The sequence below is a fragment of the Thiolapillus sp. genome, assembly GCF_048562965.1.
Taxonomy (GTDB): Bacteria; Pseudomonadota; Gammaproteobacteria; order Chromatiales; family Chromatiaceae; genus Thiolapillus; species Thiolapillus brandeum_A.
In genome coordinates this window covers 1-577 of record NZ_JBHNMF010001528.1, presented here as the reverse complement: position 1 = coordinate 577, position 577 = coordinate 1, and the positions used below count along the sequence as shown (strand labels likewise).

General features: G+C 52.7%; 1 protein-coding gene. It reads right to left on the bottom strand.

What is annotated here, in order from left to right; all coding sequences use genetic code 11:
* Positions 1-570 (bottom strand): recombinase family protein (locus tag ACOCD2_RS25320; protein ID WP_293650318.1); only part of this gene is annotated, 570 nt, incomplete at its 3' end.
* Positions 571-577 lie beyond the last annotated feature (7 nt).

Below are 577 nucleotides of genomic sequence, written 5' to 3'. Positions count from 1 at the left end.
TGGAAGGGGGTACTGGTAGCCATGGCGTTTTAGCGAATTATTCAATGTTACGCGGGAAATCCTGAAATGCTGTGCAACTTCAGTTTTCGTCATCTGTGGATCACGTAGCATCGCTGCTGCCTTCCGAACATCACTCTTAGTCATGCTGGGTTTTCGCCCGCCTTTTCGTCCTCTGGCTCTGGCAGCCGCCAAGCCTGCCACGGTTCTTTCCCGAATCAGGCTATGTTCAAATTCCGCCAAAGCCCCGAAGATATGGAAGACAAGTTTTCCTCCCGCACTGACAGTATCGATATTCTCCGTCAGGGACTGAAACCCCACGCCTCGATTTTCCAGGGTAGATACAATTCCCACCAGATCTTTCAATGACCGCCCTAAACGATCCAGGCGCCACACTACCAGCACATCGCCTCCGCGCAACATTCTGAGACAGTTCTCCAACTCGGGGCGAACTGCGTTCTTGCCGGAAAACTTCTCCTGGAAAATCTCTTCGCAACCGGCCTTCTTCAGGGCATCCAGCTGGAGATCGGGGTTCTGATCCTGGGTCGAAACTCTCGCGTAGCCGATCCGCATAATAAAC